The sequence below is a fragment of the Stenotrophomonas sp. Sm6012 genome (assembly GCF_030985895.1).
In the GTDB taxonomy this organism is placed as follows: Bacteria; Pseudomonadota; Gammaproteobacteria; order Xanthomonadales; family Xanthomonadaceae; genus Stenotrophomonas; species Stenotrophomonas forensis.
This window is the reverse complement of sequence record NZ_JAPTFX010000172.1, coordinates 1-8,665: the sequence shown is the minus strand read 5'-3', so window position 1 is coordinate 8,665 and position 8,665 is coordinate 1. Positions and strand designations below refer to the sequence as shown.

The 8,665-nt window shown below is 68.2% G+C and carries 8 protein-coding genes; 2 read left to right on the top strand and 6 right to left on the bottom strand.

The genetic code is table 11. The features are described from left to right. The first annotated feature begins 249 nt into the window (after positions 1-249). Positions 250-1,023 carry an NAD kinase gene (locus tag O0J73_RS20075; protein ID WP_049458758.1) on the top strand — a complete coding sequence of 258 codons (774 nt, stop codon included), beginning with the start codon at positions 250-252 and terminating at the stop codon, positions 1,021-1,023. A gap of 47 nt (positions 1,024-1,070) precedes the next feature. Beyond that, entirely contained in the window at positions 1,071-2,015 is a 945-nt protein-coding gene (locus tag O0J73_RS20070) for a 5'-nucleotidase (RefSeq protein ID WP_005410242.1), read from the top strand. A 52-nt stretch (positions 2,016-2,067) separates the two neighbouring features. Here the strand turns inward: O0J73_RS20070 and O0J73_RS20065 are convergent, their stop codons facing one another. The 6 genes from O0J73_RS20065 to kynU are packed head-to-tail and all read right to left on the bottom strand — an operon-like array spanning position 2,068 to position 8,449. Further along, positions 2,068-2,619, bottom strand: coding sequence for a DUF2939 domain-containing protein (locus tag O0J73_RS20065; protein WP_006453011.1), 552 nt, complete (start codon positions 2,617-2,619; stop codon positions 2,068-2,070). Positions 2,620-2,661: 42 nt separating this feature from the next. Continuing rightward, positions 2,662-3,654 (bottom strand): aldo/keto reductase, encoded by a 993-nt coding sequence (locus tag O0J73_RS20060; RefSeq protein ID WP_006453010.1) that lies wholly within the window; start codon positions 3,652-3,654, stop codon positions 2,662-2,664. Beyond that, positions 3,654-4,340, bottom strand: coding sequence for a DUF2461 domain-containing protein (locus O0J73_RS20055; protein ID WP_308309469.1), 687 nt, complete (start codon positions 4,338-4,340; stop codon positions 3,654-3,656). The genes O0J73_RS20060 and O0J73_RS20055 overlap by 1 nt, the downstream gene beginning before the upstream one ends. Then, on the bottom strand, positions 4,337-5,776 hold the full coding sequence (gene sbcB, locus O0J73_RS20050; protein ID WP_308309467.1) for an exodeoxyribonuclease I: 1,440 nt from the start codon (positions 5,774-5,776) through the stop codon (positions 4,337-4,339). The genes O0J73_RS20055 and sbcB overlap by 4 nt, the downstream gene beginning before the upstream one ends. After that, positions 5,776-7,143 carry an NAD(P)/FAD-dependent oxidoreductase gene (locus O0J73_RS20045; protein ID WP_308309466.1) on the bottom strand — a complete coding sequence of 456 codons (1,368 nt, stop codon included), beginning with the start codon at positions 7,141-7,143 and terminating at the stop codon, positions 5,776-5,778. The genes sbcB and O0J73_RS20045 overlap by 1 nt, the downstream gene beginning before the upstream one ends. 31 nt (positions 7,144-7,174) lie before the next feature. Then, positions 7,175-8,449, bottom strand: a complete 1,275-nt coding sequence (gene kynU / locus O0J73_RS20040) for a kynureninase (protein ID WP_308309465.1) — start codon at positions 8,447-8,449, stop codon at positions 7,175-7,177. Positions 8,450-8,665: the final 216 nt, after the last annotated feature.

Here is an 8,665-nt window from a genome sequence, read left to right as displayed (position 1 = left end):
CCCCCGCCTTTGGGGGGCCCGTTCTGTTTCTGCCTGTTTTTCTGCGATCACTGACCCGACGCCGGCCGGCAACCTGTCAGGTGGATGACCGGCCCGTCCGCCGGGACCGTGAGCGCCATGGATGGCGCGACCGAGCCCCAATGGATGGGTTTACGGCGTGTCCCGGCGGACGGGCCGGTCATCCGCCCAGCGGGGTCCAACCCCCGGCGCTCGGTTATGCTCTCCCTCATGCCTCCCCCGGATCCACCGATGAGCGACTCCCCCCGCATCGCTTTCCTGGCCAGCACCACCGAACCGGCGCAGATGGCCCGCGCGGCGATGGTCTCGCGCTATGGCGACTACGCGCCCGAGCAGGCCGACGTGCTGTGCCCGCTGGGCGGTGATGGCTTCATGCTGCAGACCCTGCACCGGCACGGGCACCTGGGCAAGCCGGTGTTCGGCATGAAGCTCGGCACGGTCGGCTTCCTGATGAACCAGTACCGCGGCGACGATGACGTGCATGCGCGCATTGCCCGCGCCGAACCGGCCAACCTGCGCCCGCTGGAAATGGTGGCGCTGACCGAGTCGGGCACCAGTACCGGTTCGCTGGCCTACAACGACGTGTCGCTGCTGCGCCAGACCCGCCAGGCTGCGCATATCGGCATCGACCTGAACGGCCAGGAACGCGTGGGGGAGCTGATCGGCGACGGCGTGCTGGTGGCCACCCCGGCCGGCAGCACTGCCTACAACTATTCCGCGCATGGCCCGGTGCTGCCGCTGGGCTCGCACACCATCGCGTTGACGCCGCTGGCCCCATACCGGCCGCGACGCTGGCGCGGGGCGATCCTCAAGGCCGACACCGAAGTGCGTTTCCGCGTGCTCGATCCGTACAAGCGCCCGGTCAGCGTGACCGCTGATTCGCACGAGACCCGCGACGTGGTCGAAGTGACCATCCGCGAGTCGAAGGACCGCCGCGTGACCCTGCTGTTCGACCCGGAGCACAACCTGGAAGACCGGATCCTGAGCGAACAGTTCGTTTTTTGAGGACAATGGGCGGCCGGCCGTGCCGACCGCTTGAAGGACCCCCACCGATGGGCGACAACTCCCCCCGTTTGCTGACCGTTGCGGTGACCTCGCGCGCGCTGTTCGACCTCGAGGAAAGCCATGCGCTGTTCGAAAGCGATGGCGTGGCGGCCTACGCCGAATTCCAGCGCCAGCATGAGGACGACATCCTCGGGCCCGGCGTGGCCTTCCCCGTGGTGCGCAAGCTGCTGGCGCTGAACCAGGGCGCCAGCCCGGAGAACCCGCGCGTCGAGGTGATCCTGCTGTCGCGCAACTCGGCCGATACCGGCCTGCGCATCTTCAACTCGATCCAGCATTACGGCCTGGGCATCATCCGCGCGACGTTCACCGCAGGTGAGCCGACCTGGCCCTACGTGAAGCCGTTCGGGACCGACCTGTTCCTGTCGGCCAACCCGGAATCGGTGCGCAGCGCATTGCGCCATGGCATCGCGGCCGCGACCATCCTGCCCAAGCCGCCCGGCGAGACTGCCGCTGCGGCGGCCGACCAGATCGATACCGGTCGACCGGCCGGGCAGCTGCGCATCGCCTTCGACGGCGACGCGGTGATCTTCGGCGACGAGAGTGAACGCATCTCGCGCGAACAGGGCGTGGAAGCGTTTGGCCGGCACGAACGCGAACGCGCCCGCGAACCGCTCAGCGGTGGCCCGTTCCGCGGCTTCCTGTCGGCCCTGCATACGCTGCAGGAGGTATTCCCGGCCGGCGAAAGCGCACCGATCCGCACCGCGCTGGTCACCGCGCGCTCGGCACCGGCCCACGAGCGGGTGATCCGCACCCTGCGCGAGTGGGGCGTGCGCCTGGACGAGGCGCTGTTCCTCGGTGGCCGCCACAAGGGCCCGTTCCTGCAGGCGTTCGGTGCCGACATCTTCTTCGACGATTCACAGCACAACATCGACAGTGCGCGTGAACACGTGGCTGCCGGCCACGTTCCCCACGGCGTCGCCAACGAGGGGTAGGGTCAGGTAGTCGCCAACCTTGGTTGGCATTGCCGTCAGGCCACGGGTCCGGTCACGGGCTGCCTGACATCCCCAGCTGCAGGTCCACCACCTTCCAGCGCAGGCCCTGTGGTTCCAGCACCACCTTCAGTGGCGGCTGGCCAGGGCCGCGGTCGACGTCGACCACGAAGCGGTCCAGTGCTTCGAAGCGATGCTCGGCATTCTTCAGCGGCCGCGCCGGTTCGGTCGCGCCGAAGGCATCGCCGCCCTTCAGTTCATTGCGGCCGCGTTTCCACAGCACGTGGCCCTGCAGCATCGCGCCGATCCCGGTCGGGGTCACCATGGTGTCCACCGCGGCGCCGCCGAGCTGGTCACCCAGGCCGTAGAGCAGGGCGCCAAACGGGCTGGCCGCCACGTCGGGGCCGGCCTGGCGCACCAGGTAGTCGTTGAGCTGCGCACGCAGGCTGCTGCGCACGCGCGGGAAATCGACGTAGCGTTGCAGTCGCGCGGTGTCGCGCTGCTCGATCGCTTTGGACAGCCCGTGCACGGTCAGGTACGGGCCACTGAACCACCAGGCGGCGACGGCCAGGACGAGGGCAATCAGGGTGCCGATGAGCTTCTTCATGGCTCCCAGACTGCCGCAAAGGCGGCAAACGCGGGTTAAGCGTCAGTGACTGGGTGAGCCACGACCATCGCCGAAGGCGGCCACCAGCCGCTGCCGCTCGGCCGGGGTCAGCGCTTCCAGCCGCGTCCCCAGAACATCGTCCAGGCTGCGGGTACGGGTGGTGCCGAGAATGCCGCTGGCCACGCCGGGATGGCCCAGTGCATAGGCGAAGACGGTCCGGGCCGGGGGCTGGCTGTGGATCGCGGCCACGGCGCGCCGCATCTTGCGGGCACTGCGCATCAGATGGCGGCTGCTGGGTTTCAGCCAGGCGCGCGCCAGGTACCAGGCATCGGCCAGCCGTGGCAGGCGAGGACGCGCGGGCAGCAGGTGACCCTGCGCGAGCACGGTACCGGCCAGCACGCCAATGCCCGCTGCCTGCAGCTGGTCGATCAGCGGTTCGCGGTCCTGCTGCAGGGCGTTGTAGTCCAGCAGCACCACATCGAACGCGTCGGGATGGGCGATCATCCAGCGCAGCGTCGAAGCCGAGTGGGTGTTGATGCCGGTGTGGCGGACCAGGCCGCGTTCGCGCAGGCGTTGCAGGGCCAGCAGCAGGTCATCGTTGATGTCGTGTTCGCTGGCGCCATGCAGCTGGTAGATGTCCAGATGGTCCAGGCCAAGGTTGCGCAGCGAGGCCTCACAGCTGGCGGTGATGGCCGCGGGCGAGAAGTTGCGTTGCTCCGCGCCGCTGATGCCGGCCTGGCCGGTCAACGTGCCGCCTTTGCTGGAGATCACCAGCGCGTCGCGCGGGTACTGCTGCAGCAACGGGCGCAGGATGCGGCCCAGGCGCGGCTCGGCATGGAAACCGGAATAGTTGTGGCCGGTATCGAGCAGGTTCACTCCATGGGCGAGCGCATGCTCGACCACGGCAGCCGCCTCATGCTCCGGGAAGCGACGATGACCCCAGAAGCCGGAGCACCCCAGGCCGATCGGTGAAACGGCCAGGCCGGTGCGGCCGAGCACGCGCCGCTGACGGGCCAGCGGAAGATCCTGCGACATCAGAACTCCAGGTCCAGCGCGGCGCACAGGTAGTCGACGAACGGGCCGAGTGCCGCCAGATCCTTGCCCAGCGTGGACAGCAGGCGCGGGCCGGTCATGGTGGCGTCGTCCAGCGAGCGCCACATCACCCAGTTGCGGTGCTTGAGGTCGTCGATGAACTCGAAATCAGCCGGGAAACCGCGCGGCGGCCGCACCAGCTTCTCGCTTTCCTCGAAGTCGAAGCGCCTGCGCAGCGCGGGCGCATGCGCGGCGGCCTTCCAGCTGCCCGGGTTGTCGAGGATGAAGTGGCGCACGCGACGCTGGGTTTCAGGCTCCGGATGCCACAGGCCGGCGCCGACGAAGCTTTCGCCCGGCTGCAGGTGCACGTAGAACGAGGGCGCGGCCACTTCGCGGCGACGCTCATGGAACAGGCGCGCACCCTGCCAGGTCTTGTAGGGCGATTTGTCGTTGGAAAAACGCGCGTCGCGATGGATGCGGAACAGCGAGCCACCGACGCCACGGGTATCGGCGCGGAAATGGTCGCTGACCTCGGCCAACGCCGGCTGCAGGTCGCCGAGCAGGCGCAGGAACGGCTGCCGCACGTGGTCTTCGTACTGCTGGCGGTGGTCGTTGAACCATGCCTTTTCGTTATGCCGCGCCAGGCTGCGCAGGAAGCTGAAGCTGGCGTCCGAGAAATAGGTACTCACAACGTCTCCTGCAGATGCTGGCCCCAGTCGCGCAGCGATTGCAGCAGGGCCTGGCGCCGCGCGTCATCGGGCGCTTCGGCGGCCAGTGCATCAAGCTGCTGCTGGTACTGGGGCAGGTTGAGTTCACCCAGGCCGCCGTCTCCGAGCAGGCGCTGGCGGCGGTAATCCTGCCAGCGCTGGCGTTCAGCCGGCGCGAGGCTGCCGGGATGGTTGCGCGCACGGTAGCGGAACAGCAGCTCGGGCAGGCGCGGGTCGCGGAAGCGGCCTTCCAGCTCGGCCAACTGCTCCGGTGCGGTGGTGCGCGCCAGGGCAAGCAATGGCTTGTCGCCGTTGCCGAGGAAGCCGTCGTACAGCGAGGCGTCGACGTCGGCCACGGTGGCGGCGCGGGGCTGGTTGTAGACCTGGCGCGCCTTCTCGGCCAGCTGCGCGGCGAAGGGGCGCAGCCGCTCGACCTTGGTCTCGATGGCCGCCACGTCCAGGCCCAGGCGCTGATGGTCGTCGGCACGCAGGTGGTTCCAGGCGATCAGTGCCGGCACCTTGTTCAGATGCACCTCTTTCAGCGGCACCCGTGCCACGCCTTCAGGAAGCTCGCTGGCGCGCATGTACAGGCGCTGTGCGATCACCTCGGCCGGCAGCTCCAGCAGGTCGTTGATGTCGCCATCGAGGTCGAACACGATCACCCGGTTGTTGATGGTCGGGTGCACCGCCAGCGGCAGCACCGGTGCCGCACACAGGCGGCTGGCCGGGTAGCGCATCGAGACGTGCAGCACTGGCTTCAACGCGGCGATGTCCAGCAGGCCACCGACGAAACGCTTGTCGCGCAGCTTCAGCGCGTACTCCCACAGGCGCGGCTGCGACTGCTTGAACAGGCGCGCCATGCCGATGGTGGCGCGCACGTCGGACAGTGCTTCGTGCGCATCGCCTTCGCGCACGTTGTTGGCTTCGGCCAGGTGTTCAAGCTTGAACGAGGTGGCGCCGTCTTCGCGCAGTGGCCACTGGATACCATCCGGGCGCATCGCGCGCATCAGCCGCAGCATGTCCAGCAGATCCCAGCGCGAATTGCCGTTGCGCCACTCGCGTTCGTACGGGTCATGGAAATTGCGGAACAGGCCGTAGCGGATGAATTCGTCGTCGAAACGCAGCGTGTTGTAGCCCAATGCGCAGGTGCCGGGGCGTGACAGCTGTTCGTTGATGCGGTCGAAGGCCTCGGCTTCGCTGATGCCTTCGGCCATGGCCTGCTGCGGCGTGATGCCGGTGACCAGGGTCGCCATCGGTGACGGCAGCAGGTCATCGGCCGGGCGCACGAAGAAGCTGACCGGCGTTTCAATCTCGTTGAGGTCAGCGTCGGTGCGGATCGCCGCGTACTGCGAGATGCGCGTGCGGCGCGGATCCTGGCCGAAGGTTTCCAGGTCGTAGAACAGGAAGCTGTCGGCCATCAGTGCGCGCCCTCCAGGACCGGCAACTGCGCGTGGATCCGTGTTTCCAGCGCGGCCCAGTCGATGTTGTCCAATGAATCGTGGCCTGCGGTGGCGGACACCAGCATGTCGCGCTGCAGCTCGGTACGGCGCAGCGCTTCGGCGTAGGGCGTGTGCAGGAAGGTGACCATCGTGTAATGCGGCACGAAGCGGGTCGGCCAGCGTCGCTGCAGTTCCTGTTCCAGCTCACGCTGCAGCAGGAACGCAGGATCGGCCACGCGGTCACGCATTTCCAGGTAGTTTTCCAGCGCCATCTGCTGGATGGCGCGCGCGTTCGGCTTGCGCTCGGCCTCGAACGCGGCGAACGCGCCTTGCAGATCATCCGCCTCCATCAGGTGGCGGGCCAGCGCCACGCAGTCCTCGAACGCGCAGTTCATGCCCTGGCCGTGGAATGGCACCATCGCATGCGCGGCGTCGCCGATCAGCACGGCGCGGCCGCCCTGGTGCCAACGGTCCAGGGTGAGCGTACCGAGCAGGCCGGGTGGATGCTGTTCCCAGTCCGCGCGCAGGTTCGGGATCAACGGCAGGGTGTCGGCGAACTCGCGCGCGAACAGCGCCTCTGCCTGCGCGCCGGTGTTGACGGTGGCAAAGCTGGGATCGCCCTGGTTCGGCAGGAACAGGGTGACGGTGAAGGTGCCTTCGTGGTTGGGCAGGGCGATGCACATGTAGTGGCCACGTGGCCAGATGTGCAGTGCATTGCGCTCGATGCGGAAGCTGCCGTCGGCGGCCGGCGGGATCTCCAGCTCCTTGTAGGAGTGGTCGAGGAAGGCGATGTCCTCGCCCAGCGGCGCGCGCCGGTTCATCGCTGCGCGCAGGGCCGATCCGGCGCCGTCGGCACCGATCAGGGTGTCGAAGCGGATGTCGTGCGGGCTGTCGTCGCGGTCATCGATGAAACGCGCGTAGCCTGCGTCGAAATCGACGGTGTGCAGGCGGCGATGGAAGTGCACGGTGGCGCCAGCCTGTTCGGCCAGTTCCAGCAGCGTGGTGTTCAGGTCGCTGCGATGGATCGACCAGATCACTTCGCTGTCGTCGCGGCCATAGCGCTGCAGCTGCGGTTCGCCGTCGCGCGGATGCACCATGCGGCCGCGCATCATCACCGCGCGCGCCATCACTTCGTCCTCCACGCCCGCCTGGCGCAGCGCATTGCGCCCGCGCTCGGCCAGCGCCAGGTTGATCGAACGGCCGCTTTCGTAGTCGGCCACGCGCGGATCCCCGCGGCGCTCGTACAGGGTGATGCGCCAGCCCTGCCGTGACAGCAGTATGGCCAGCAGAGAACCGGCGAGGCCGGCACCGATAATGCTCAACGAGCGGGAGGCGTGTGCGATCAACGAACTGTCCAGCAGTAGGGAAGGGGCGGGCTCAGAGGCCGGCCCAGGCTTCCACTTCCTCGACGAAGTGGTGCACGTCCAGGTAGCGGTTGTAGAGCGGGGTGGGCGAAATCCGGATCACATCCGGCTCGCGCCAGTCGCCGAGCACGCCGATGCCGCGCAGGTGTTCGAACAGCGCACGACCGCGCTCGCGGCCACCGATCACGCGCAGCGACAACTGGCAGCCACGGCGTTGCGGATCGGCCGGCGTGATGATGTCCAGCACGTTGGACAGGCGTGCGCGCACCAGCGCTTCCAGCATGCCGGTCAGCGCCACCGATTTGCTGCGCAGGGCGTCCATGCCGGCGCGCTCGAACAGGTCCAGCGACGCACGCAGCGGCGCCAGGCCGAGGATCGGTGGATTGCTCAGCTGCCAGCCTTCGGCACCAGCGGCCGGGATGAACTGCGGCGCCATCTGGAAACGGGTGGCTTCCTCATGGCCCCACCAGCCGGCGAAGCGCGGCAGGGTGGTGTCGCGATGGTGCCGCTCATGCACGAACGCGCCGGCGACCGCGCCCGGTCCACTGTTGAGGTACTTGTAGTGGCACCACACGGCGAAATCGGGTGCTACATCGTGCAGGCGCAGCGGCAGGTTGCCGACCGAATGCGCAAGATCGAAGCCGATGCGCGCACCGTGCAGGCGTGCGGCGCGGGTGATCGCATCGAGGTCGAAGGCCTGGCCGGTGCGGTACTGCACGCCGGGCCACAGCACCAGCGCCAGGCGTGGGCCATGCTCGGCGATGGCTTGCTCGATCGCCGTGAGCGAGATCGTGCCATTGGCTTCGTCCGGCTGTACTTCCACCAGGCACTCGGCCGGATCGAAGCCATGGAAGCGGATCTGCGCTTCCACGGCGTGCCGATCGGTGGGGAACGCGCCGGCTTCCATCAGGATCACCGGGCGTTGCGCGGTCGGCCGGTAGAAACTGACCATCATCAGGTGCAGGTTCACGCTCAGGGTGTTCATCGCCACCACTTCGCTGGGCAGCGCACCAACCACGCGGGCCAGCTGCGCGCTCACCAGGCGGTGGTAGGACAGCCACTGCGTCGGGCCGGTGAAGTGGCCTTCCACCGCCAGTTCGCCCCACTGCTTCATCACTTCCTGCACCGCGGCCTGTGCGCCGCGCGGCTGCAGGCCCAGCGAGTTGCCGACGAAGTAGGTCTGCTCGCCACCACCATGGCGCGGAATCAGGAATTCGTTGCGCAGCGGACGCAGCGGATCGGCGGCGTCCAGGGCAATGGCGTGGGTGCGGCTGAGCAGGTCGGACATGGTCGGGCAACAGGCTGCAACGGGGCTGCCAGTGTAGCGCCTGGGGGAAGGCCCCGTAGCGGCCAGCCTGCTGCCAGCGCCACGTGATCCGGTAGTCGCCAACCTGGGGTGGCGCATGTGTGACGAAGCGCCCACCAAGGTGGGCAACTACCAGGGCGGGAGCAGGCAAGCGCCCACCAAGGTGGGCAACTACCGGTCGATGGCTCAGCCCGCTGC

Coding starts and splice junctions, on each gene's coding strand:
- sbcB (WP_308309467.1), bottom strand. CDS start 5,776: ATGGCCGACAGCTTCCTGTTCTACGACCTGGAAACCTTCGGCCAGGAT.
- O0J73_RS20065 (WP_006453011.1), bottom strand. CDS start 2,619: ATGAAGAAGCTCATCGGCACCCTGATTGCCCTCGTCCTGGCCGTCGCC.
- O0J73_RS20075 (WP_049458758.1), top strand. CDS start 250: ATGAGCGACTCCCCCCGCATCGCTTTCCTGGCCAGCACCACCGAACCG.
- kynU (WP_308309465.1), bottom strand. CDS start 8,449: ATGTCCGACCTGCTCAGCCGCACCCACGCCATTGCCCTGGACGCCGCC.
- O0J73_RS20070 (WP_005410242.1), top strand. CDS start 1,071: ATGGGCGACAACTCCCCCCGTTTGCTGACCGTTGCGGTGACCTCGCGC.
- O0J73_RS20060 (WP_006453010.1), bottom strand. CDS start 3,654: ATGTCGCAGGATCTTCCGCTGGCCCGTCAGCGGCGCGTGCTCGGCCGC.